Source organism: Pantoea sp. UYEF8, assembly GCF_040546285.1.
GTDB classification, from domain to species: domain Bacteria; phylum Pseudomonadota; class Gammaproteobacteria; order Enterobacterales; family Enterobacteriaceae; genus Pantoea; species Pantoea brenneri.
This window is the reverse complement of record NZ_JBEPNM010000001.1, coordinates 535,311-557,639: the sequence shown is the minus strand read 5'-3', so window position 1 is coordinate 557,639 and position 22,329 is coordinate 535,311. Positions and strand designations below refer to the sequence as shown.

At 54.3% G+C, this 22,329-nt stretch carries 18 protein-coding genes and 7 tRNA genes; 4 read left to right on the top strand and 21 right to left on the bottom strand.

The features are described 5' to 3' along the window. Window positions 1-235: 235 nt before the first annotated feature. The 6 genes from ABIB18_RS02730 to miaB all read right to left on the bottom strand — a co-directional run bounded on the left by ABIB18_RS02730 (window position 236) and on the right by miaB (window position 7,219). Window positions 236-1,132 carry an amino acid ABC transporter substrate-binding protein gene (locus tag ABIB18_RS02730; protein WP_354473603.1) on the bottom strand — a complete coding sequence of 299 codons (897 nt, stop codon included), beginning with the start codon at window positions 1,130-1,132 and terminating at the stop codon, window positions 236-238. A gap of 432 nt (window positions 1,133-1,564) precedes the next feature. Next, window positions 1,565-3,088 (bottom strand): apolipoprotein N-acyltransferase, encoded by a 1,524-nt coding sequence (lnt, locus tag ABIB18_RS02725; RefSeq protein ID WP_354473602.1) that lies wholly within the window; start codon window positions 3,086-3,088, stop codon window positions 1,565-1,567. 4 nt (window positions 3,089-3,092) lie between these two features. Further along, window positions 3,093-3,974, bottom strand: coding sequence for a CNNM family magnesium/cobalt transport protein CorC (gene corC / locus ABIB18_RS02720; RefSeq protein ID WP_031374792.1), 882 nt, complete (start codon window positions 3,972-3,974; stop codon window positions 3,093-3,095). 80 nt (window positions 3,975-4,054) lie between these two features. Next, window positions 4,055-4,528: an rRNA maturation RNase YbeY gene (ybeY, locus tag ABIB18_RS02715; protein WP_031374793.1), complete on the bottom strand. Its 474-nt coding sequence runs from the start codon at window positions 4,526-4,528 to the stop codon at window positions 4,055-4,057. Beyond that, complete coding sequence (locus tag ABIB18_RS02710) at window positions 4,525-5,586, bottom strand: PhoH family protein (protein ID WP_031374794.1); 1,062 nt, start codon at window positions 5,584-5,586, stop codon at window positions 4,525-4,527. Before ABIB18_RS02710 ends, ybeY begins: the two co-directional genes overlap by 4 nt. A 208-nt stretch (window positions 5,587-5,794) precedes the next feature. After that, window positions 5,795-7,219 (bottom strand): tRNA (N6-isopentenyl adenosine(37)-C2)-methylthiotransferase MiaB, encoded by a 1,425-nt coding sequence (gene miaB, locus ABIB18_RS02705; protein WP_046288459.1) that lies wholly within the window; start codon window positions 7,217-7,219, stop codon window positions 5,795-5,797. 172 nt (window positions 7,220-7,391) lie between these two features. Between miaB and ubiF the strand changes: the two genes are divergently transcribed. Next, complete coding sequence (gene ubiF, locus ABIB18_RS02700; protein ID WP_031374796.1) at window positions 7,392-8,564, top strand: 3-demethoxyubiquinol 3-hydroxylase; 1,173 nt, start codon at window positions 7,392-7,394, stop codon at window positions 8,562-8,564. A 116-nt stretch (window positions 8,565-8,680) separates the two neighbouring features. On the opposite strand, the gene ABIB18_RS02695 is transcribed toward ubiF, so the two are convergent. The 12 genes from ABIB18_RS02695 to nagB all read right to left on the bottom strand — a co-directional run bounded on the left by ABIB18_RS02695 (window position 8,681) and on the right by nagB (window position 15,570). Then, a tRNA-Gln gene (locus tag ABIB18_RS02695) sits at window positions 8,681-8,755 on the bottom strand. Window positions 8,756-8,784: 29 nt separating this feature from the next. Next, window positions 8,785-8,859 (bottom strand) — tRNA-Gln (locus ABIB18_RS02690). A 6-nt stretch (window positions 8,860-8,865) separates the two neighbouring features. Next, a tRNA-Met gene (locus ABIB18_RS02685) sits at window positions 8,866-8,942 on the bottom strand. A gap of 22 nt (window positions 8,943-8,964) precedes the next feature. Beyond that, window positions 8,965-9,039: transfer RNA gene (locus ABIB18_RS02680), tRNA-Gln, on the bottom strand. A gap of 34 nt (window positions 9,040-9,073) precedes the next feature. After that, window positions 9,074-9,148: transfer RNA gene (locus ABIB18_RS02675), tRNA-Gln, on the bottom strand. A gap of 22 nt (window positions 9,149-9,170) precedes the next feature. Continuing rightward, a tRNA-Leu gene (locus ABIB18_RS02670) sits at window positions 9,171-9,255 on the bottom strand. Window positions 9,256-9,264: 9 nt separating this feature from the next. Further along, window positions 9,265-9,341 (bottom strand) — tRNA-Met (locus ABIB18_RS02665). Window positions 9,342-9,560: 219 nt separating this feature from the next. Beyond that, a complete protein-coding gene (gene asnB / locus ABIB18_RS02660; protein ID WP_031374797.1) occupies window positions 9,561-11,228 on the bottom strand; it encodes an asparagine synthase B in 1,668 nt (555 codons plus the stop codon). A gap of 309 nt (window positions 11,229-11,537) precedes the next feature. Continuing rightward, complete coding sequence (locus ABIB18_RS02655) at window positions 11,538-12,290, bottom strand: HAD-IIA family hydrolase (RefSeq protein WP_031374799.1); 753 nt, start codon at window positions 12,288-12,290, stop codon at window positions 11,538-11,540. Between the two features lie 40 nt (window positions 12,291-12,330). After that, window positions 12,331-13,551 (bottom strand): DNA-binding transcriptional regulator NagC, encoded by a 1,221-nt coding sequence (gene nagC / locus ABIB18_RS02650; protein ID WP_031374800.1) that lies wholly within the window; start codon window positions 13,549-13,551, stop codon window positions 12,331-12,333. A 7-nt stretch (window positions 13,552-13,558) separates the two neighbouring features. Beyond that, the gene (gene nagA, locus ABIB18_RS02645) at window positions 13,559-14,707 is read right to left on the bottom strand and encodes an N-acetylglucosamine-6-phosphate deacetylase (RefSeq protein ID WP_354473601.1); all 1,149 of its coding nucleotides are present in this window, start codon (window positions 14,705-14,707) and stop codon (window positions 13,559-13,561) included. A gap of 62 nt (window positions 14,708-14,769) precedes the next feature. Continuing rightward, window positions 14,770-15,570 carry a glucosamine-6-phosphate deaminase gene (gene nagB / locus ABIB18_RS02640; RefSeq protein WP_031374802.1) on the bottom strand — a complete coding sequence of 267 codons (801 nt, stop codon included), beginning with the start codon at window positions 15,568-15,570 and terminating at the stop codon, window positions 14,770-14,772. A 332-nt stretch (window positions 15,571-15,902) separates the two neighbouring features. On the opposite strand from nagB, the gene nagE reads away from it, so the two are divergent. The 3 genes from nagE (at window position 15,903) to ABIB18_RS02625 (ending at window position 20,382) form a co-directional block, all read left to right on the top strand. Then, the gene (gene nagE / locus ABIB18_RS02635; protein WP_089561143.1) at window positions 15,903-17,933 is read left to right on the top strand and encodes an N-acetylglucosamine-specific PTS transporter subunit IIBC; all 2,031 of its coding nucleotides are present in this window, start codon (window positions 15,903-15,905) and stop codon (window positions 17,931-17,933) included. 152 nt (window positions 17,934-18,085) lie between these two features. Continuing rightward, window positions 18,086-19,753 carry a glutamine--tRNA ligase gene (gene glnS / locus ABIB18_RS02630; RefSeq protein WP_354473600.1) on the top strand — a complete coding sequence of 556 codons (1,668 nt, stop codon included), beginning with the start codon at window positions 18,086-18,088 and terminating at the stop codon, window positions 19,751-19,753. Window positions 19,754-19,986: 233 nt separating this feature from the next. Then, window positions 19,987-20,382, top strand: coding sequence for a hypothetical protein (locus ABIB18_RS02625; RefSeq protein WP_031374804.1), 396 nt, complete (start codon window positions 19,987-19,989; stop codon window positions 20,380-20,382). A 71-nt stretch (window positions 20,383-20,453) separates the two neighbouring features. On the opposite strand, the gene fur is transcribed toward ABIB18_RS02625, so the two are convergent. The 3 genes from fur to ybfE form a co-directional block, all read right to left on the bottom strand. Beyond that, window positions 20,454-20,897: a ferric iron uptake transcriptional regulator gene (gene fur / locus ABIB18_RS02620; protein WP_031374805.1), complete on the bottom strand. Its 444-nt coding sequence runs from the start codon at window positions 20,895-20,897 to the stop codon at window positions 20,454-20,456. A 352-nt stretch (window positions 20,898-21,249) separates the two neighbouring features. Next, window positions 21,250-21,780: a flavodoxin FldA gene (fldA, locus tag ABIB18_RS02615; protein ID WP_031374806.1), complete on the bottom strand. Its 531-nt coding sequence runs from the start codon at window positions 21,778-21,780 to the stop codon at window positions 21,250-21,252. A 132-nt stretch (window positions 21,781-21,912) separates the two neighbouring features. After that, window positions 21,913-22,188, bottom strand: a complete 276-nt coding sequence (gene ybfE / locus ABIB18_RS02610; RefSeq protein ID WP_069728027.1) for a LexA regulated protein — start codon at window positions 22,186-22,188, stop codon at window positions 21,913-21,915. Between the last annotated feature and the right edge of the window lie 141 nt (window positions 22,189-22,329).

Below are 22,329 nucleotides of genomic sequence, written 5' to 3'. Positions count from 1 at the left end.
ATGAACGGCGTTTTCTCTCCTGGACCAGGGGAACGACCCGGTTCAGTCTGTCTGTCCGCGCCGCGGTTTCAGCAATCGAGAGGGCAGCCAGGCCGCCCTTGTTATACCCGTCGTCATTCAGGCTGCATTTTTGTTGGCTACGTTTACTCACCCGAGTCACTTACCTGAGTAAGCTTATCGGGATTCATTCTCTTGCCGCCTCAATGCAAGCTGAAATCCATTGGGTATTTTGTTGTTAGTTCAGTGCTTTATCATTCGGCGTTTTGAACAGCGCTTTCATGTCATCCGACAGTTCAAAGTTCATGTTCAGGTTCTTCGGTGGGATTGGCTGTTTGAACCAGGTGTCGAACCATTTTTCAGCCTGGCCTGAGGTCTGCGCTTTGGCGATGGTTTCATCCACTAAGGTTTTGAACTGCGGATCGTCTTTACGCAGCATACAACCGTAAGCCTCTTTGGACTGCGGCGTACCTAAGATTTCCCAGTTGTCGGGTTTTTTCGCTTTGGCGCGTTCACCGGCCAGCAGAGCATCATCCATCATAAAGGCCACGGCACGGCCGGTTTCCAGCGTACGGAACGAGTCGCCATGATCCTTCGCGCTGATAATGCGCATTTCCATTTTCTGCTCGTCGTTCAGTTTGTGTAACAGCACTTCAGAAGTGGTCCCGGAGGTCACCACCACGGTTTTGCCTTTCAGATCGGTGAAATCTTTGATCGGACCGCCTTTTTTCACCAGCAGACGGGTACCAATGACGAAGATGGTGTCAGAGAAGGCTGCCTGTTTCTGGCGCTCAAGGTTGTTGGTGGTAGATCCACACTCAAAATCGTAGGTGCCGTTTTGCAGCAGCGGGATACGGTTTTGCGAGGTAATCGGGATCATTTTGATCTGCAGATCAGGCCTGTTCAGCTTCGCTTTAATGGCGTCCACAATGGCAGCGGAATAGGCTTGTGAGTAGCCGACGACTTTTTGCTGGTTGTCATAATAAGAAAAGGGAACTGATGATTCGCGGTGCCCGACCACAATGACGCCGTTGTCATTGATCTTCTTCAGGGTGCCGCTGAGATCTTCCGCCTGGGCCGCTCCCGCTGCTGCGCTGATCAGCAGAAGAGATAATGCCACTTTGCGTAGTTGCATGTTCCAACTCCTTCGTATGGAAAATGCACAGGATATAACCTGTGCTGATTATGATGTTGTGTGTATTTCCTGCTGCTTTTCTGGCTATCCCGTAGCGCAGCTGCGCGCAGAATAGTCACTAACATAGCGGATTGTTAACGCGATGAAACAAAAAAGTTTCTTTTTTGCGAGGTGATCCGCACCAAAAAAAGGCAATTTTTCCTGCCTGCGCGTTAACGGTGCAAGCGAAACGATTATTTTGGTGCAACCGGCCTGCTATCAGCGTATGCAGTGCGCCTGTTTGCGAAAAACACTGAAATAATTAGCAATCATCGTGCCAGAAACGGGTTCCGGCGCGCTAACGCAGCAGAGTCTGCGGTGAGGGAAGGGGAAAATAGCAGGCAAAAGCGATAAAAAAAGCGAAGCAGCCGCTTCGCCTTTGAGCAGGGTGAATCAGCGTCGGCGACGCAGCACCGCCGCCAGGGCGGCCAGCGCAGCCAGAATCCACACCGGCCAGACGCCAGCGTGCGCATAAGGAGTTTCACCGGTGGTCGGTACCACTTTGTCGGTTAACACTGCGCGGCTGAACTGCGGCAGCATCTTTTCAACCTCGCCGCTGGCATTCACCACTGCGGTCACGCCGTTGTTGGTGCTGCGTAACAGCGGACGGCCCAGCTCCAGCGCCCGCATCCGGGCCATCTGGAAATGCTGCCATGGGCCGATCGAGTGACCAAACCAGGCATCGTTAGAGACCGTCAGCAGGAAATTGGTGTCGGGATGGAAGTTGGCGCGCACCTGTTCGCCCAGCACAATCTCATAGCAGATGGCGCTGGTCAGGTTGTAACCGGCCACCCTGAGCTGCGGCTGAAGGTAAGCGCCACGACTGAAAGCAGACATTGGCAGATCGAAGAACGGTGCCAGTGGGCGCAGCAGATCGGCCAGCGGTACAAACTCCCCAAACGGCACCAGGTGATTTTTCTGGTAGCGATTGCCGCTGAAGTAGTTATAAGGCGCGTTGCCGCCTAACACGATCACCGTGTTGTAATCGTGATAGCGGTTCTGCTCGAGGCGCGAGTCTACGATGCCGGTCACCAGAGCACTGCCGCGCGCGCGTAGCTCATCATCCAGCGAGCGCAGGAACGGCTGCTGATTACTTTCCAGATCGGTAATTGCTGATTCCGGCCAGATGATAATCGGGGTTTTGCCGATCAACGGCTGGCTGAGTCCGCTGTAAATGCGCAGCGTGTTCAGCAACTGTTGCGGGTCCCACTTCATCGACTGCGGAATATCGCCCTGTACCAGGGCCACATCGACTGCACGGGCCGGTAACGGCTGAACCCACTGGACGTAGCGCAGCGGCCAGGGTAAGGCCAGCAGCAGCAGGGCCGCGACCAGGCTTTTTACATTGCGCTGTTGCAGGGCATACACCAGCAGACCGGCGACCACCATCAGCAGAAAGGTAATGGTTTCCACGCCGCCCAGCGGCGCTACGCCTTTCAGCGGGCCATTGATCTGGCTGTAACCAAACTGCAGCCACGGAAAGCCGGTGAGGATCCAGCCGCGCAGAAACTCGGTGATCTGCCATAATGCCGGCGCCGCCAGCGCCAGACGCCATAACGTCGTGCGCGGCCACAGGCGATTGAGCAGCCCGGCAAACAGCGCCGGATAGATCGCCAGATAGGCCGCCAGCAGCACCACCAAAAAGACGTTCACCGGACCAGGCATCCCACCAAAGGTCGCAATGCTGACGTAGACCCAGTTGATGCCGCTGCCGAACAGGCCAAACCCCCAGACGAAGCCAATCGCACTGGCCTGAGGGCTGGTGCGATTAAGGGTCAGAAGCTGTAAGCCGCACAGCGACAGCAGTGCGGCGGGCCAGAAATCGTAAGGAGAGAAGGCGAGGGTGCCAGACGCACCCGTTAATAAAGCCAGCAGCAGGCGAACCCGCTGACGCGGGTAAAGTGAGGCTAAAGCCATAAACTTATTCGTCATCCAGTTGAGGTTGTGGCGAATTATCCGGAATAGTGACATGAACCTGGATGATACGGCGGCTGTCGGCCATCGCAACTTTGAACTGATAACCTTCGATGTCGATGCTCTCACCGCGCGCGGGCAGATGGCCGAAGCCCTGCATCACCAGGCCACCAATGGTGTCGACTTCGTCATCGCTGAACTGCGTGCCGAACACCTCATTGAAATCTTCAATCGCGGTTAACGCCCGCACCGTAAAGGTGTGGCGGTTAAGCTGACGGATATCACGATCCTCTTCGTCGTCATACTCATCCTCAATCTCACCGACGATCAGCTCCAGAATGTCTTCGATGGTGACCAGGCCGGAGACGCCGCCGAACTCATCGATCACAATCGCCATGTGGTAACGCTGAGAACGGAACTCTTTCAGCATCCGGTCTACGCGTTTGCTTTCAGGCACCACTACCGCCGGGCGCAGCACTTTCTCAATGCTGAACGGTTCAGATTCGCTGCTCATAAACGGCAGTAAATCTTTCGCCATCAGGATCCCTTCAACGTGATCTTTGTCTTCGCTGATCACCGGGAAGCGCGAATGCGCCGACTCGATAATCACGTCCAGACACTCTTCGAGGTTCTGATTGCGTTTCAGGGTAATCATTTGCGAGCGCGGGATCATAATGTCACGCACGCGCTGCTCCGCAATATCCAGCACCCCTTCGAGCATGTCACGGGTATCCTGGTCAATCAGGTCTTTATGATTTGAGTCGCGGATCAGCTCCAGTAGCTCATCACGGTTTTTCGGTTCACCGTGAAAAAGTTGGTTGATCAACAGGGAAAAGAATCCCTTTTTACTACTGGGTGCATCGCTGTTTTGAGAATGGTCGTCGCTCATGGCGGTTTTTAAAGATCTCTCTGGTGAGGAATTAACGCTGCCAGCGCAGCGCTGGCAGCAGGATAGCCGGAACCCGGAGGTCAGGCGTCTTCTTTCTCCGAAATGTACGGATCAGGATAACCAAGAGCAAGCATTATCTCGGTCTCCAGTGACTCCATCTCTTCGGCTTCGTCGTCTTCAATATGGTCGTAGCCCAGCAGATGAAGCGTGCCGTGTACCACCATGTGTGCCCAGTGGGCCTCAGTGCTTTTGTGCTGCTCAGCCGCCTCCTGCTCGACCACCTGACGACAAATAATCAGGTCACCGAGCAGCGGTAGTTCGATGCCAGGCGGCGCTTCAAACGGGAAAGAGAGCACGTTGGTCGGTTTATCTTTACCGCGATAAGTCAGATTAAGCTCATGACTTTCCGCTTCATCAACCAGACGCACCGTTACTTCGCTTTCCGGCTGGAAAGGGGTGACCGCCGCTGAAAGCCAGCGGTGAAACTGGCTTTCAGTGGGCAGATCGGCGCTGTTTTCACAGGCGATCTGCAGGTCAAGAATCACCTCGCTCATTTGCTCTCCTGCGTTACGCTCTGGGCGGCCAGCGCCTCGCGTTTACGCTCTTCAGCCTGCTGGTCGCGACGTTTCTGATCGGCCGCTTCCCAGGCTTCATAGGCGGTGACGATACGGGCTACAACCGGGTGGCGCACCACATCTTCACTGTGGAAGAAGTTGAAGCTGATCTCTTCCACTTCCGACAGCACTTCAATCGCATGACGCAGGCCCGATTTAACGTGGCGCGGCAGGTCGATCTGAGTGACGTCACCGGTAATGACCGCTTTAGAGTTGAAACCGATACGCGTCAGGAACATCTTCATCTGTTCGATGGTGGTGTTCTGGCTCTCATCGAGAATGATAAACGCGTCATTCAGCGTACGGCCACGCATATAGGCCAGCGGAGCCACTTCAATCACGTTGCGCTCCATCAGCTTCTCAACCCGCTCAAAGCCGAGCATCTCGAACAGTGCGTCATACAGCGGACGCAGATAAGGGTCCACCTTCTGACTCAGATCGCCGGGCAGAAAGCCGAGCTTCTCGCCCGCTTCAACTGCCGGGCGGGTCAGCAGGATTCGGCGAATCTCCTGACGTTCCAGCGCATCGACCGCCGCCGCGACGGCCAGGTAGGTTTTACCGGTCCCGGCCGGGCCAACACCAAAGGTGATGTCATGGTCGAGCACGTTCGCGATGTACTGTGCCTGGTTTGGCGTGCGTGGCTTGATAACGCCGCGCTTGGTCTTGATATTGACCGCTTTGCCATATTCCGGCACGCTTTCGGCGGTCTGCTCCAGTACCCGGCTCTCTTTGATCGCCAGATGGATCTGGTCCGGCTCAATATCCGGAATATCGCCGCGTACCGGTGCGGTATCCACATAGAGTGTTTTCAGAATGTCAGCCGCCGCATTCACGCAGAGTGCGCGCCCCACCAGCTTAAAGACGTTGTCCCGACGGTTGATCTCAATGCCCAGACGACGTTCAAGCTGTTTCACATTATCGTCAAATGGACCGCACAGGCTCATCAGACGACGGTTATCGGCCGGTTCAAGGGCGATTTCACGAGTTTCGATATTCAAACGAATCCTTTGGGTCACTCAGGGCCAGTTATGAGGTGTGTCTGACGCACCGTTGGGCTTAACCGGATGCACCATAACGAAATTATTTATGCCGTAACGCCTGGGCGCAAGCTTAAGAAAAGATATTTGGGCGGCACTTTCAGAAACCAAGTGCAACAAAGTGAAATTGGCGGCAATGCTGCGCGCATTGCCGCAATTATGGCAGGCATCAAGGCTGGAACAGACCTACGCCGATCTCGTTCTCTTTACGGGTACGGGCGATAACGGAAGCCGGGCTTTCTGCCATACGCAGTCCCATCTCTTCTTCGGTACGCACCAGTTTGCCGCGCAGCGAGTTGGTGTAGACGTCGACGATTTCGACATCAACGAACTTACCGATCATCTCAGGCGATCCCTCAAAGTTCACCACCCGGTTATTTTCGGTGCGGCCAGAAACTTCCATGACGTTCTTACGGGAGATCCCTTCCACCAGGATACGCTGCACCGTGCCGAGCATCCGCCGGCTGATAGCCATCGCCTGCTGATTGATGCGATCCTGCAGAATCCACAGACGCTGCTTTTTCTCTTCTTCGCTGACGTCATCCGGCAGGTCAGCCGCCGGGGTGCCCGGACGTGCAGAGTAGATAAAGCTAAAGCTGATGTCGAAATTGACATCGGCAATCAGCTTCATGGTCTGTTCGAAATCCTGCTGAGTTTCACCCGGGAAGCCGATGATGAAGTCAGAACTGATCTCAATATCCGGGCGCGCCGCGCGCAGCTTACGGATAATCGCCTTATACTCCAGCGCCGTGTGCGCCCGTTTCATTAGCGTCAGGATGCGGTCAGCACCGCTCTGGACCGGCAGGTGCAGGAAGCTCACCAGCTCCGGCGTATCGCGGTAAACCTCGATAATGTCATCGGTGAACTCAATCGGGTGGCTGGTGGTGAAGCGAATACGATCGATGCCGTCGATGGCCGCCACCAGGCGCAGCAGTTCAGCGAAGGTGCAGATGCCGCCATCAAAAGTGGCACCGCGATAGGCGTTAACGTTCTGGCCGAGCAGGTTAACTTCACGCACGCCCTGGGCCGCCAGTTGGGCGATCTCCAGCAGAATGTCGTCGCTCGGACGGCTGACTTCTTCACCGCGGGTATAAGGCACCACGCAGAAGGTACAGTACTTGTTGCAGCCTTCCATGATGGAGACGAAGGCGGTCGGACCTTCTGCACGCGGCTCGGGCAGACGGTCAAATTTCTCGATTTCCGGGAAGCTGATATCCACCACCGGGCTTTTGCTGCCGCGCACGGTGTTAATCATTTCCGGCAGACGGTGCAGAGTCTGCGGGCCAAAGACGATATCGACGCAGGGCGCACGCTGGCGAATGTGATCCCCTTCCTGCGATGCCACGCAACCGCCGACGCCGATGATCAAATCCGGGTTACGCTCTTTTAACTTTTTCCAGCGCCCCAACTGGTGGAAAACCTTCTCCTGCGCTTTCTCGCGAATAGAACAGGTGTTGAGCAGCAGAATATCCGCCTCTTCAGCGACCTCGGTCAGCGTGTAGCCGTGCGTACTGTTCAGCAGGTCAGACATCTTAGATGAATCATACTCATTCATCTGACATCCCCAGGTTTTGATATGCAGTTTTTTTGTCATCGAACTAGCCATTGATTCAGTGCAGTGGAGTGCAGGGCGCGTATTGTAATGCTTTGATGCTGTTGTGACCAGCCTAAGGGCTTTTCTGATCGTGCCAGAATTTTCCGGTACACTTTGCTTCAATCAGACCCGTGTTGCGCAGGCTGGCGGGAAAAGAAGAAGGATATAAGCAATGCAGGATAACCAGTTTGATGTGGTGATCGTCGGCGGCGGCATGGTGGGAGCCGCGCTGGCGTGTGGGCTGACGCAGCAGCAGTTCCGCGTGGCGGTGATTGAGCGCGCTGAGCCGGCCCCGTTTGCGGCAGAGAGCGATCCCGATCTGCGGATCTCGGCCATCGGCTCATCGTCGGTAGCGTTACTGAAGCAGCTTAACGTCTGGTCGCGGGTTGAGGCGATGCGATGCGCCCCGTATCGCAAGCTGGAGACCTGGGAGTGGCAAACCGCACAGGTCAGCTTCGATGCCGCCTCGCTCGGCCTGCCGGAACTGGGTTTTATGGTGGAAAACAGCGTGCTGCAACGGGCGCTGTGGGAAGAGATGCAGGCGCTTGGTGTTACGCTCTGCTGTCCGGCCACGCTGGAGAATTTGCAGCAGGAGAATGGCGGCTGGCGCGTCGACCTGAGCGGCGGCGAGACGTTGCATGCCCGGCTGGTAGTGGGCGCAGATGGCGCTAACTCACAGGTGCGGCAGATGGCGGGGATTGGCATCCACGGCTGGAGCTATGCGCAGTCTTGCCTGCTGATCAGCGTCACCTGTGAACATCCGGCCGGCGATGCCACCTGGCAACATTTTACTCCGCAGGGGCCACGCGCCTTTCTGCCGCTGTATGACAACCGCGCCTCGCTGGTGTGGTATGACGCCCCAGCGCGGATACGCCAGCTCCAGGCGATGGCGCTGCCTCAGCTGGAGAAAGAGATTGCCAGCCACTTCCCGGCGCGTCTGGGGCGGTTTAAAGCCCATGCTGCGGGCGGGTTCCCGCTGGTGCGGCGTCATGCGGCGCGTTACGTGCTGCCAGGACTGGCGCTGGTGGGCGATGCGGCACACACCATCAACCCACTGGCGGGGCAGGGCGTTAACCTGGGTTACCGCGATATTGATGCGTTAATTGAGGTGCTGGTGACCGCGCGCGGTGCGGCGGAAGACTGGGCGGCTGAGCGGATATTGCAGCGCTATCAGCGTCAGCGTCGCACCGACAATATGCTGATGCAGGGCGGGATGGATCTGTTCTATTTCGCCTTCAGCAATCAGCTGGCACCGCTGCGCTTTGCACGTAACCTTGGGTTGATCGCTGCCGAGCATTCCGGGGTGCTGAAGCGTCAGGTGTTGCGCTATGCGCTGGGATTGTAAATCAGCCTGAAAGCGTTGTACGGCTCGTTATAAGGCGGGCCGCTACAATCGACCGTCATTGGACAGGGAAGCACAAAAACAACAAAGCCCGCAAAAGCGGGCTTTGTTGTGCAATTTGGCTGGGGTGCAGGGATTCGAACCCCGGAATGCTGGTATCAGAAACCAGTGCCTTACCGCTTGGCGACACCCCAATAGGTGTTAATTCAAATTGTCTTTTGTGTGGCTGGGGTGCAGGGATTCGAACCCCGGAATGCTGGTATCAGAAACCAGTGCCTTACCGCTTGGCGACACCCCAATAATATGGTGGCTACGACGGGAATCGAACCTGTGACCCCAGCATTATGAGTGCTGTGCTCTAACCAGCTGAGCTACGTAGCCAAATTGTACTGCATTTCGATGATGGCTGGGATACCTGGATTCGAACCAGGGAATGCCGGTATCAAAAACCGGTGCCTTACCGCTTGGCGATATCCCATTCGTCCACTCGCAGCCACGAGATTCATCGAAATTGGCTGGGGTACCTGGATTCGAACCAGGGAATGCCGGTATCAAAAACCGGTGCCTTACCGCTTGGCGATACCCCATCCATGCTGCCGAATAATGAAATGGTGCGGGAGGCGAGACTTGAACTCGCACACCTTGCGGCGCCAGAACCTAAATCTGGTGCGTCTACCAATTTCGCCACTCCCGCAAAAAAAGATGGTGGCTACGACGGGAATCGAACCTGTGACCCCAGCATTATGAGTGCTGTGCTCTAACCAGCTGAGCTACGTAGCCATCTTTTTTTCGCGTTACCTTCATCGGCGTTGCGGGGCGCATTATGCGGAGTTGACTTAACAGCGTCAACAAGTTTTTTGCCGTTTTTTTGCTGATAACCGCTGTTTGACCGGCTTATAACCAGGCTGGCGGTTTATTCAACAATTTTTCAGTGAATACAACGCAGATGATAAAAAAAATGGGCCATAAACGGCCCATTTTTCATCAGTTCAGACGCGGTTATTTATAGGCTGACTGATGCACACCCACGGCGCGACCTGATGGATCGTCCATGTTTTTGAATGCTTCGTCCCATTCAATCGCTTTGGCTGACGAGCAGGCCACTGATGGGCCGCCAGGCACGCACTCTGCCGCGCTCGGTAACGGGAACAGCTCTTCAAAGATTTCACGATACAGATAAGCCTCTTTCGAACCCGGCGTGTTGAACGGGAAACGGAAGTGCGCAGTGGCCAGTTGCTGATCGCTGATCTGCTGCGCAGCAACCTCTTTCAGGGAGTCGATCCAGCTATAGCCAACGCCGTCTGAGAACTGCTCTTTCTGCCGCCATGCCACGCTTTCCGGCAGGTATGAAGAGAAACATTCACGCAGGATGTGCTTCTCCATTTTGCCGTTGCTGCCACACATTTTGTCGGCCGGGTTGATACGCATCGCCACATCGAGGAATTTTTTATCCAGGAAGGGGACACGCGCTTCCACGCCCCAGGCTGACATCGCCTTGTTGGCACGGGCGCAGTCGAACATGTGCAGCGCCTGCAGTTTACGCACGTTTTCTTCGTGGAACTCTTTGGCGTTCGGCGCTTTATGGAAGTAGAGGTAGCCGCCGAAGACTTCATCTGCGCCTTCACCCGACAGCACCATCTTAATGCCCATCGCTTTAATCTTACGTGACATCAGGTACATCGGCGTGGAGGCGCGGATGGTGGTGACGTCGTAGGTTTCAATGTGATAAATCACATCGCGAATTGCATCCAGACCTTCCTGCACGGTGAAATGAATTTCGTGGTGCACGGTGCCGAGATGTTCCGCCACGGATTTAGCCGCTTTCAGATCGGGCGATCCCTCCAGGCCCACTGCGAACGAGTGCAGCTGCGGCCACCAGGCATCACTTTTATCCTGATCTTCGACCCGCTTAGCGGCAAAGCGCTTGGTGACGGCAGAAATGATTGACGAATCGAGTCCGCCCGACAGCAGCACACCGTAAGGAACATCTGACATCAGATGGCTTTTTACTGACTCTTCCAGCGCATGCTTCAGGCCCGCAGCGTCGGTGGTGTTGTGCTCTACGTTTTTGTATTCCATCCAGTCACGCTGCCAGTAACGACGGATTTCGCCATCGGTGCTGGAGAGGTAGCTGCCCGGCGGGAACTCTTTGATTGAACGGCAGACCGGCACCAGCGCTTTCATCTCTGACGCGACATACAGGTTGCCATGCTCATCGTTACCCATATAGAGCGGGATGATACCGATGTGATCGCGGCCGATCAGGTAAGTGTTTTTTACACTGTCATACAGGATAAAAGCGAACATGCCTTCCAGATCGTCGAGGAAATCGACCCCTTTTTCCTGATACAGCGCCAGGATGACTTCACAGTCAGATCCGGTCTGGAACTGATAGCGATCGCTCAATTCTGCGCGCAGTGCCTGATGGTTATAGATTTCGCCGTTAACCGCCAGAACATGAGTGTGGTCGGCGTTGTACAGCGGCTGTGCGCCGTTGTTGACGTCAACGATTGAGAGACGTTCATGCGCCAGGATTGCATGGTCATCAGCATAGACACCAGACCAGTCCGGGCCGCGATGACGCATTAAGCGTGAACATTCCAGCGCTTTTTTGCGCAGCTCAACAGGATCGGTTTTCAGATCCAGCACACCAAAAATTGAACACATAACTGACTCCTGAGCTCACCTTACGGCGATGTTATCTTTTGCGTTTGTCCGGCAGCCTGACGCTGCGTGATGTATAAGAAAATGCGCTATTTGGTGCATTCAATGCAAGAGGAATCGCGATTTACTGATAAAAAGATTGTTGTCATGGCGATAAAATTGAATAAACGACAATATAACAACGTTTTTATTGTTGAATCGATAATGAAATGCATTTTCTGGCTGAATTTTAGCCGAAAGAGAGGGCGGGTAATCGGTCGAAAAGAGGGGGACGCATCACGCTTTAGCCCGATGCGTCATAAGAAAAAGGCATCAGAACAGGTCAATATCCGCGACTGAAGGGTAGATCCAGTCCGGCCGGAACGGCATGGCATCAATATCGCTTAAGGTTGATACGCCCGATAGCACCAGCACCGTTTCCAGCCCGGCCTGAAAACCGGCCAGAATATCGGTGCGCAGATTGTCACCGACTATCACTGTCTCTTCCGAATGCGCCTGCATCTTGTTCAGGGCTGCACGCATAATGTAGGGACTCGGTTTGCCGACGTAGAACGGGCGGCGACCGGAAATCTTCTCGATACCGGCACACAGCGCGCCACAGGCCGGAACAAAGCCGCGCGCATGGGTATCGGGGTTGGTGGCGATGAACCGCGCGCCATTGGCGACAAAAAAAGCCGCCTTATGCATCATGTCCCAGTTAAACGAGCGCGTTTCCCCGACGATGACAAAATCAGGGTTGATATCGGTGATGGTAAAGCCGGCTTTGTAGAGTTCGTGGATCAGCGCACCTTCACCTATCACATAGGCTTTTTTGCCTTCCTGACGGCGAAGAAAGTCTGCCGTGGCCATCGCCGAGGTGTAGAACACCGAGTCCGGCACTTCTACGCCCGCCGAGGCGAAACGGTTGGCCAGATCCTGCGCGGTTTGCGAAGGGTAGTTAGTCAGCACCACCAGCGGCATCTCTTTCGCCAGAATGCGCTGCAAAAACTCCTGTGCGCCGGGAACCGCCGTGTTGTCGTGCATCAGCACGCCATCAATATCACAAATTACGCTTTTAATGGTCATAGTCAGATCCGATGTGGCCCGCCAGAGTGGCAGGCTGAGCTTATTCTTCGAGAAGATGTTGCAGCAGAATGCCGTTAAGCATGGCACGTTTTGCCAGCGCAAAGGCGCCGATTGCCGAACGATGATCTAAGGTCGAACGTACCACCGGTAGATTTTTGCGGAAGGCGGCGAGCGCCTGAGTGTTAATGCAGCCTTCAATCGCGGGCAGTAGCACTTTCTCTGCGTCGGTGATTTCACCGGCCAGCACCACTTTTTGCGGATTAAACAGGTTGATGGCAATCGCGATAGCTTTACCGAGGTAGCGGCCGACATATTCGATCACTTCGCAGGCCAGCGCATCACCCTGATTAGCCGCTTTACAGATTTGCGGCATCTGGCACGCCTCCAGCGTCAGCACGCTGGGATAGCCCTGATTCAGCAGATGACGTACCCGACTTTCAATCGCGCCGTTGGCGGCGATGGTTTCGAGGCAGCCAAAGTTACCGCAGTGGCAGCGTTCGCCCAGCGGATCGACCTGAATGTGGCCAATCTCACCGACGTTACCGTTGCTGCCGAGAAAAATATGCCCGTTGGCGATGATACCGGCCCCGGTGCCGCGATGTAAGCGCACCAGAATGGAGTCGGCACAGTCGCGGCTTGCCCCAAAGTAGTGCTCAGCCAGCGCCAGGCTTCGGATGTCGTGACCGACAAAACTGGTAACATTAAAGCGTTCTTTCAGGCTGGCGACCAGCGGCCAGTGACTGACGGCGATGTGCGGCATATAGCGGATCACCCCGTTAATCGGGTCAACCAGCCCTGGCAGGATCACCGAAATCGCGATCAGCTCGCGTATCTTGCGCTGGTGCTGCTCAATGAAGGCGCTGATGGCGTTGAACAACGCGTGCTGCAACGTCTCCTGAGTGCGTTCCGGCAGCGCATAATCCTCTTGCGCCAGCGATTTTCCGCTCAGATCAAACAGCGTCAGGGTCGCGTCGTTGCGTCCGAGTCGGACGCCGATGGTATGGAAGTTGCGGGTTTCAGTGATGATGGAGATGGCGCGGCGACCGCCGGTGGAGGCTTGCTGGTCCACCTCTTTGATCAATCCGCGCTCTATCAATTGACGGGTAATTTTGGTGACGCTGGCGGGCGCAAGCTGGCTGAGTTCGGCAATCTGAATGCGCGATATCGGCCCCTGTTGATCAATCAGCCGGTAAACGGCCGCACTATTGAGTTGCTTAACAAGATCGACATTTCCTATTTGTGACTGGCCGCCAGTGGTCATTCAGTGCTTACTCGCTCAGGACGTCGTCTCCGTTGACAAACGTCTTAATGATTTTAAAGTCGCGCGTAAACACAGTCAGGTTCGCGATTTTTCCTGCTTCGATCGAGCCTAACTGCTTTTCCACGCCCATCGCCCGTGCCGGGTAAAGTGACGCCATGCGCAACGCTTCATCCAGTGCAATGCCAACATGTTCCACACTGTTCTGTACTGCTTCAATCATGGTGAGGGCAGAACCGCTCAGCGTTCCGTTTTCATCAACGCACAGCCCGTCACGATAATAGATTGTTTTACCAGCAAAAATAAACTCGCTAATCGCCGCGCCAGCCGGTGCTGTGGCATCCGTTACCAGGATCAGCTTGTCGCCTTTAATGCGCTTCGCATTGCGAACGTTAGCGTAATGGACATGTAAACCATCCGCAATAATGCCGCAGTATACATCAGGCGAATCAAACAGCGCACCGATAAGACCGGGTTCACGACCGGCAAAGGTCGGCATGGCGTTATACAGGTGTGTGGCGAAGCTGATGCCCGCAGAAAAGCCCGCTTTGGCTTCTTCGTAAGTGGCGTTGGAATGCCCGGCGGAGACGATGATACCCGCTTCAGTCAGCTGACGAATCACGTCGCTGCCGGCATTTTCCGGGGCCAGCGTCACTTTTGTGATCACATCCGCATTTTCACACAGGTATTGCACCAGGGCGGCGTCGGGCAGGCGGATCAGCGCCGGATTATGGGTGCCTTTCTTCGCTTTGCTCAGCCACGGACCTTCCAGATGCAGCCCGAGCGCCTGATGCTGATGTTTTTGCAGGTAAGCGCGCATGGTTTCGATCGCCCGCTGCATTAATTCGTCACTGCTGGTGATCAGCGTCGGTAAAAAGCTGGTGCAGCCTGACTTTTCGTTGGCGCGCTGCATGATTTCCAGCGTCTCTACGCTGAGCGCGTCGATGTCGTCATTAAACTGAACGCCGCCACAGCCATTAAGCTGCAGATCGATAAAGCCGGGCGCAATGATGGCACCTGATACATCACGCTGCTCCACGTCTGCAGGCAGCGACTCACGTGGGATCACGCGGTCAATGCGCCCGTTGGCAATCACCACCGCGTAATTGTCCAGAATCTGGTGGCCGCTATAAATCCGGCCATTAACTAATGCGAACATCTCTTCTCTCCCGTCCTGACCTGCCGCTGCCCGGGGCAACAGCAGGTACGACAAATTTTTAGTTACACGCCTTTCATATTTTCCGCTTCCATCTCGCGGAAATATTTCACGGTTTTCACTTTCAGTTCCATGGTGGCTGGCTCGTCACACACCACCACCGATTTCGGGTGCAGCTGCAGACAGCTGATGGTCCACATGTGATTAACGTTGCCTTCGACCGCCGCCTGTAGCGCCTGAGCTTTAACGTGGCCGGTAACCAGAATCATCACTTCTTCCGCGTCCAGCAGGGTGCCGACACCCACCGTCAGCGCATATTTTGGTACCTGATCGACATCGCCGTTAAAGAAGCGAGAGTTTGCCACGCGGGTGTCATGCGTCAGGGTTTTAATCCGGGTACGTGAAGCCAGCGAAGAGGCCGGTTCGTTAAAGGCGATGTGACCATCGTTGCCAACGCCACCCATAAACAGGTGAATTTTGCCCAGCGCGCGGATTCTCTCTTCATACTGGCGACATTCTGCGTCAATATCCGGCGCATTACCATTCAGAAGATTGATGTTTTCTGGTTGAATATCAACGTGATCAAAGAAGTTGCGATACATGAAACTGTGGTAGCTTTCCGGGTGCTCTTTTGGCAGGCCAACATATTCATCCATATTGAAAGTGATAACATGCCTGAAACTAACCTGGCCCGCTTTATGCATCTCAATCAGGTGCTTGTAAGCTTCAAGCGGCGTACCGCCGGTGGGTAAGCCCAGCACAAAGGGTTTGTCTGCCGTTGGGTTAAAGGCATTAATCCGGTTCACAATATGGCGTGCTGCCCATTTGCCGACCTGGGTTGGTGTAGCTAAAGGAATCAGTCTCATGTTTCACCTCAATTAGGAAAATGGAAAAGGGGGCGCGCGAATCCAATGCGTTACTCATCAGCCTAAACGGATTCTGTCATCCCGCCACGGCCTGAGTGCGCCTTAATATTTCGGATCATAAAATAAGTTTGCGGGTATAGCCAGATGTTGCCGCAGTAATCGATGTTTTTTGGTGATAAAAGTCACAGTTATGGTGGTTTTAATTTGCGAGGCGAATTAATTTATCATTACACTTCGCTGCGTGATATGAAGTGTCATAAGGTCTTTGCAGCCGACATAACAATATTAAGCGGCGCAGAGCGACAAGCCAGGCTCATAGGGGGAAAGGGTAAATGTTAGGTTACTTACAACGCGTTGGCCGTGCACTGATGGTGCCGGTAGCAACCCTGCCAGCGGCAGCGATATTAATGGGGGTCGGTTACTGGATTGATCCAGTCAGCTGGGGCGCAGGCAATGCGCTGGCAGCGCTGTTTATCAAATCCGGTGCCGCCATCATCGAACACATGTCAGTGCTGTTCGCTATCGGTATCGCTTACGGGATGTCCAAAGATAAAGATGGCGCAGCAGCGCTGACCGGCTTCGTCGGGTTCCTGGTAGTGACCACACTCTGTTCGCCAGCTGCGGTGGCGATGATTCAGAAAATACCGCTGGAGCAGGTACCTGCTGCCTTTGGCAAAATTGAAAACCAGTTTGTTGGTATCCTGGTCGGTATTTTATCGGCGGAAGTCTATAACCGCTTCAGCCACGTCGAGCTGCCTAAAGCGCTCTCATTCTTCAGCGGACGCCGACTGGTACCGATTCTGGTGTCGTTCCTGATGATCTTAGTCGCCTTTATCCTGATGTATATCTGGCCGGTGGTATTCAACGGTCTGGTCAGTTTTGGCGAGCATATCCAGAAACTGGGTTCAGTCGGCGCCGGTATCTACGCCTTCTTTAACCGTCTGCTGATTCCGGTAGGTTTACATCACGCGCTGAACTCCGTGTTCTGGTTTGATGTGGCCGGGATTAACGATATTCCTAAATTCCTCGGCGGCGCACAGTCACTGGCTGATGGATCGGCAACTGTCGGCATCACCGGTCGCTATCAGGCGGGCTTCTTCCCCATCATGATGTTCGGTCTGCCGGGTGCGGCGCTGGCAATTTACCAGTGTGCACGGCCGGAAAACCGCGCCAAAGTTGGCGGTATCATGCTGGCGGCAGCGGTGGCAGCCTTCTTCACCGGCATCACTGAGCCGCTGGAGTTCTCCTTCATGTTCGTGGCACCGGTGCTGTATCTGATCCACGCCGTGCTGACCGGTATTTCCGTCTTCATCGCGGCCAGCATGCATTGGATTGCCGGCTTCGGCTTCAGCGCCGGGCTGGTGGATATGGTGCTGTCGACCCGTAACCCGCTGGCAACGCACTGGTACATGCTGATCCCGCAGGGGCTGGTGTTCTTCGTCATCTACTACGTGGTGTTCCGTTTCACCATCAAAAAATTCAACCTGATGACGCCGGGCCGTGAGCTGGCAGTCGCTGGTGATGAGAGTGATGGTTATGACGTCAACGTCGATAAAACCGATAACGGTGAAAGTGCAACTGAAACGCTGGCGCGTCGCTATATTGGCGCGGTGGGTGGCTCAGACAACTTAACCAGCATTGATGCCTGTATTACCCGTCTGCGTCTTAACGTTAATGATTCAGCGCAGGTCAATGAGGGCGTGGCTAAACGTCTCGGCGCGTCCGGAGTGATTCGCCTCAACAAGCAGAGCGTACAGATTATTGTCGGTACTCAGGCAGAAGGCATTGCGTCGGCGATGAAAAAAGTGCTGACCAAAGGGCCGGTAGCCGCCACCAGCAGCAATGCAGCTGCAGCTGCACCGGAAGCCGTTAAGCCGCAGGCGGTACTGAACAGTGAATCACGGGTTATCGCCACGCTGCTGGCACCGGTGAGTGGTGACGTCGTTGCGCTGGATGCGGTACCGGACGAAGCCTTTGCCAGCAAAGCGGTGGGTGACGGTCTGGCGATCAAGCCGAGCGACAAATGGGTGGTTGCACCGATAGCCGGTACGCTGGTGAAAATCTTCAATACCAATCACGCTTTCTGTCTGGAAACCGACAACGGGGTTGAGATTGTGGTGCACATGGGGCTGGACACCGTGGCGCTGGAGGGTAAAGGCTTTACCCGTCTGGTGGAAGAGGGCGCCAGCGTGGCGGCCGGTCAGCCGGTACTGGAGATGGACCTGGATTTCCTGAACGCCAATGCCCGCTCGATGGTCAGTCCGGTGGTGGTCAGCAACAGCGATGATTTTGCCGGCCTGACGTTACTGGCCAGCGGTAAGGTCGTGGCGGGTGAAACCCCGCTGTACCAAGTGAAAGGCTAATCCCCGCAACAGAAGCCACAAGGCAGGAAGCGATTCCTGCCTTTTTTGTTTTAAAGGCTGAACAAACGGTTGTTTCCCTCTGGCGCTTTGTGGATCATACTCCGTTACTTCGTGGTACATATCACCCGCTATTCGTATTGAGGATTTTTGAGATGAGTGAGGCTGAAGCCCGCCCAACTAACTTTATTCGTCAGATCATCGACGAAGATTTGGCGAGCGGTAAGCACAGCAGCGTGCATACCCGTTTTCCGCCGGAGCCCAATGGCTATCTGCACATTGGTCATGCGAAATCGATCTGTCTGAATTTTGGCATTGCCCAGGATTACCAGGGGCAATGCAATCTGCGTTTCGACGATACCAATCCGGTCAAAGAGGATATGGAGTTCGTTGAATCCATCAAGCGTGACGTCAAATGGCTGGGCTTTGAGTGGAGCGGTGAGGTTTGTTACTCATCAAACTATTTTGATCAGCTCTACAACTATGCCATCGAACTGATCAATAAAGGGCTGGCTTATGTCGATGAGCTGAGTCCGGAAGCGATCCGCGAATACCGTGGCACCCTGACTGCGCCGGGTAAAAACAGCCCGTATCGCGATCGCAGCGTGGAAGAGAACCTGGCGCTGTTCGAGAAAATGCGTAGCGGTGAGTTTGCCGAAGGCACTGCCTGCCTGCGCGCCAAAATCGATATGGCTTCTAACTTTATCGTGATGCGCGATCCGGTGCTCTATCGAATTAAATTCGCTGAACACCACCAGACCGGTAACAAGTGGTGCATCTATCCGATGTATGACTTTACCCACTGCATCTCCGATGCGCTGGAAGGAATTACCCATTCACTCTGTACGCTGGAGTTCCAGGACAACCGTCGTCTGTATGACTGGGTGCTGGATAACATCACCATTCCGGTGCACCCGCGTCAGTATGAGTTCTCGCGCCTGAATCTTGAGTATGCGGTGATGTCAAAACGCAAACTGACGCAGCTGGTGACAGAGAAGCACGTTGAGGGCTGGGATGATCCGCGCATGCTGACCGTTTCTGGCTTACGCCGTCGCGGTTACACTGCCGCGTCAATCCGCGAGTTCTGCCGCCGTATTGGCGTCACCAAGCAGGACAATATTGTGGAAATGGCGTCGCTGGAATCGTGCATCCGTGACGATCTGAATGAGAATGCGCCACGTGCTATGGCGGTGCTCGATCCACTGAAAGTCGTGATCGAAAATCTGCCGGCTGGCCATTACGAAAGCATCACCATGCCTAACCATCCGTCTAAACCGGAGATGGGCACGCGTGAAGTGCCTTTCAGCCGTGAGATCTGGATCGACCGGGCGGATTTCCGTGAAGAGGCCAACAAGCAATATAAGCGTCTGGTGCTGGGCAAAGAAGTTCGCCTGCGCAACGCCTATGTAATCCGTGCTGAGCGGGTGGCAAAAGATGAAGACGGCAACATCACCTGCATCTACTGCACCAGCGATGTTGATACCCTGAGTAAAGATCCTGCTGATGGCCGCAAGGTCAAAGGCGTGATCCATTGGGTGTCGGCAGAACACGCGCAGCCAGCCGAGTTCCGCCTGTATGATCGCCTGTTCAGCGTGCCAAATCCGGGTGCAGCCGAGGATTTTCTGTCGGTGATCAATCCAGACTCGCTGACCATCAAACAGGGCTTTGTTGAGCCAGGCCTGCGCGATGTGGAAGCCACCACGCCGTACCAGTTTGAGCGTGAAGGTTACTTCTGCGCGGACAGCGTCTATTCGAAGCCGTCACAGCTGGTGTTTAACCGCACCGTTGGCTTACGCGATACCTGGACTAAAGCCGGCGAATAATCGTTGGTGCTGACCTGATAAAATGACAAAAGGGCGACTTATCGCCCTTTTTTATTGTCCTGATTTTTGCCATCACCGAGGTTTATTCTGCAAGCCTTTTTCAGCGATTGTTACGAAGTTGTGAGAGAAATCTGAGTTTAAAAAAATTAATCAATTACCAGATGTGAATTATCCGCTTTCAGGTAGGCTATGCCCTCACAGACATAGCTCAGCGAGTGATATAAGGAAAAAAAATGACCGTTCTCGCCCAGGAAGCCAAACACAGTGTCGTCGTTTTACATCAACTTATTGAACGTATTTTCAATCAACCTGCCGGCTCTGATGACAGTTTCGAGCTGATGATGTCCTATTTTCATCCCGATTTTCGCATGGTTACCCCGCGCGGAACTCAGCTGAACCTGAATGAAGTGGAAGATCTTTTCCGTCAGCTACAGGGCCAGCGGGAAGGGATGCGTATCGCAACCTGCGAGCACGTGGTCATTTCCCATCAGGAGAAAGAGGTCACCGTACAGTACCGGGAGATGCAGATGCTGAACGGCAATAATCAGAGCCGCATCGCACTGGCGATTCTGGATTACAGTACCTCGATTCCGCGCTGGCGTTATCTGCAGGAAACGCTGGTTGCCTGAGCCGACAGCGAAAAAAGAACAAAAAAAAACCGGTGAATTCACCGGTTTTTTTATTTCAGCCTGCGTCAGACTTACTGATCGTGCAGCGTCTCATCTTCACGGCAGTCGCCCAGTGCACAGTGACCATACAGATAGAGACTGTGGTTGGTCAGCTTGATGCCGTGGCGGGTGGCGATTTCGCGCTGACGGGTTTCAATCGACTCGTCGCTGAACTCAATCACTTTACCGCAGTCCAGGCAGATCAGGTGATCGTGGTGATGCTGCTGGGTCAGCTCAAACACCGACTTGCCGCCTTCAAAATTGTGACGGGTCACGATACCGGCATCATCGAACTGGTTCAGCACGCGGTAAACGGTGGCCAGGCCAATCTCTTCGCCGATGTCGATCAGGCGTTTGTACAAATCTTCCGCGCTGACGTGATGGCACTCAGGTTCCTGAAGCACTTCCAGAATTTTCAGTCTGGGCAGCGTGACTTTCAGGCCAGCCTTCTTTAATGCGGTATTGTTGTCAGTCATGCGGATTTTGTCCTGTTACTTATATTCACTTTTGTGGCGCTTGGCCTTGAATGTCGATCTATACCCATTCTCATTTGCGTCTCATTATAGAACTGATGCAGTGAAATGAAAACCGAGGGGAGTGCCTAAATCACCCTGGGCTGTATGGGATATGTCACCGAGCCGGGGAGGATTTCTGCAGGAGTCTGTTAACATTTCGCTTAGTCCTATCTGCTGCCAGAGAAAATAAGCGGAAGATCGATGCGGGTATTCTACAGATTAAACGAAGAAAGTTAAAAAAATGTGGCTATTATTTCTATAGGAATTTCCGTTGCCTCAATGTGAGCTGGCGCTCACATTGAGTCGGCTACCCTCAGGCTTCGAGGATCTCTTTAAGCTGCAGTTCATCAAAAATCTGCTTAACCCATTTCTCGACGCGCGCATTGGTCAGCTCTGGCTGACGATCTTCGTCAATCGCCAGGCCGAGGAAGTGGGTATCGTCAGCCAGGCCTTTTGACGCTTCGAAGTGATAGCCTTCGGTCGGCCAGTGGCCTACGATCACTGCGCCGTGCGGCTCAATGATGTCGCGGATGGTGCCCATCGCATCACAGAAATACTCGGCATAATCTTCCTGATCGCCGCAGCCGAACAGGGCAACCAGCTTGCCGTTAAAATCGATCTCTTCCAGCGTCGGGAAAAAGTCATCCCAGTCGCACTGCGCTTCACCGTAATACCAGGTCGGAATACCCAGCAGCAGGATGTCAAACGCTTCCAGATCTTCTTTAGTGCTTTTCGCGATGTCGTGCACTTCTGCAACGTCTTTACCCAGCTGTTTCTGGATCATTTTTGCAATGTTTTCGGTGTTGCCGGTATCGCTGCCAAAGAAGATGCCTACGAGTGCCATGAGTAAAATAACCTCTTAAATCCTGATGATGAGATGTGTGCCGCAGCACATTTCAGCGAATAATAGCAGACGAGACAAACCCGCGGAACGGTTAAAGCCTCGACATTTGCCTCTGCGTGCGTTTTGCCCGCATTAATCCAGTTTGAGTTGCGCCAGCAGCATTTGTTCAATCAATTCGCTACGGCTGAGATTGCGCTGTTCTGCCAGCGTATTGAGCGCTTCGACGGCTTCACTGTTCATTTTCAGTTCGACACGACGAAGCCCGCGCCCTTTGTCACGTTTCAGTTGATTGCGCTTATTGATGCGCAGCTGTTCATCACGCGAAAGCGGACTGGTTTTGGGTCGACCTGGGCGGCGCTCATCAGCAAACAGATCGAGCGTCGTGCGGTCAGTGTGTTCTTTTGCCATGGCTTAGTGAAACTGAATGTGCGGGCGCCAGACGCTCGCCGCGCAGATTATAAATTATTGGCCGTTACCGCGGCAAAATGACCGGCGGCAAAATTTTAGCGCGCCATCATACTCCACGCTAACTCCGGACGCCAATCCTAA

Bases quoted from the DNA above. Each gene is read 5' to 3' on its own strand.
- ubiF (WP_031374796.1), top strand. From the start codon at position 7,392: ATGCAGGATAACCAGTTTGATGTGGTGATCGTCGGCGGCGGCATGGTG.
- nagA (WP_354473601.1), bottom strand. From the start codon at position 14,707: ATGTTCGCATTAGTTAATGGCCGGATTTATAGCGGCCACCAGATTCTG.
- ABIB18_RS02625 (WP_031374804.1), top strand. From the start codon at position 19,987: ATGACCGTTCTCGCCCAGGAAGCCAAACACAGTGTCGTCGTTTTACAT.
- nagB (WP_031374802.1), bottom strand. From the start codon at position 15,570: ATGAGACTGATTCCTTTAGCTACACCAACCCAGGTCGGCAAATGGGCA.
- asnB (WP_031374797.1), bottom strand. From the start codon at position 11,228: ATGTGTTCAATTTTTGGTGTGCTGGATCTGAAAACCGATCCTGTTGAG.
- fldA (WP_031374806.1), bottom strand. From the start codon at position 21,780: ATGGCACTCGTAGGCATCTTCTTTGGCAGCGATACCGGCAACACCGAA.
- ybeY (WP_031374793.1), bottom strand. From the start codon at position 4,528: ATGAGCGAGGTGATTCTTGACCTGCAGATCGCCTGTGAAAACAGCGCC.
- corC (WP_031374792.1), bottom strand. From the start codon at position 3,974: ATGAGCGACGACCATTCTCAAAACAGCGATGCACCCAGTAGTAAAAAG.
- lnt (WP_354473602.1), bottom strand. From the start codon at position 3,088: ATGGCTTTAGCCTCACTTTACCCGCGTCAGCGGGTTCGCCTGCTGCTG.
- ABIB18_RS02730 (WP_354473603.1), bottom strand. From the start codon at position 1,132: ATGCAACTACGCAAAGTGGCATTATCTCTTCTGCTGATCAGCGCAGCA.
- fur (WP_031374805.1), bottom strand. From the start codon at position 20,897: ATGACTGACAACAATACCGCATTAAAGAAGGCTGGCCTGAAAGTCACG.
- miaB (WP_046288459.1), bottom strand. From the start codon at position 7,219: ATGACAAAAAAACTGCATATCAAAACCTGGGGATGTCAGATGAATGAG.
- ybfE (WP_069728027.1), bottom strand. From the start codon at position 22,188: ATGGCAAAAGAACACACTGACCGCACGACGCTCGATCTGTTTGCTGAT.
- nagE (WP_089561143.1), top strand. From the start codon at position 15,903: ATGTTAGGTTACTTACAACGCGTTGGCCGTGCACTGATGGTGCCGGTA.
- ABIB18_RS02655 (WP_031374799.1), bottom strand. From the start codon at position 12,290: ATGACCATTAAAAGCGTAATTTGTGATATTGATGGCGTGCTGATGCAC.
- nagC (WP_031374800.1), bottom strand. From the start codon at position 13,551: ATGACCACTGGCGGCCAGTCACAAATAGGAAATGTCGATCTTGTTAAG.
- glnS (WP_354473600.1), top strand. From the start codon at position 18,086: ATGAGTGAGGCTGAAGCCCGCCCAACTAACTTTATTCGTCAGATCATC.